Source organism: Polaromonas sp. P1_G2 (assembly GCF_056405515.1).
In genome coordinates, this window is record NZ_JBFUBY010001473.1 from 1 (window position 1) to 396 (window position 396).

The 396-nt window shown below is 56.1% G+C and carries 1 protein-coding gene; it reads right to left on the bottom strand.

Features of this window, described 5'->3' with window-relative positions:
* Positions 1–160: 160 nt before the first annotated feature.
* The coding region (locus AC1D0P_RS31140; RefSeq protein ID WP_477680257.1) for a hypothetical protein at positions 161–396 on the bottom strand (236 nt) is incomplete at its 5' end.

Genomic DNA, 396 nt, shown 5'->3' on the forward strand with positions numbered 1-396 from the left:
CCTCCGGTGTTTGTCGGCGCAACCTGCCACAATACTCGCGGCCGTCAAGGTTTGGTTATCGCTACCTCTGGATCTCCTCCGTCAGGCACGGCCGACACAGGGTTTGCTGGCCAAACACCTCATGGCGCCGCAAAATTGCTGACCCGTAACAATATCTCTTTCAAAGAAAGTCTGCCGATCGAACAAAGGGCTTCTCGCCAGTCCTGGAGGCTCGTCTCTCTGCTTGAGCAAGTGCAGCCTTCCTTTCGTCGACTGAACGGCGCTTCCCCATCTCGACGGCTGTACCGGTGATACGGAAGCGACCACAATCATCACAAATGAATTCCCACAAGTCGCCTTCGCGCGGGACTGCCTCCTTCGCGTTCCGATGGCAGATTGGGCATTTATTGTTCGTCC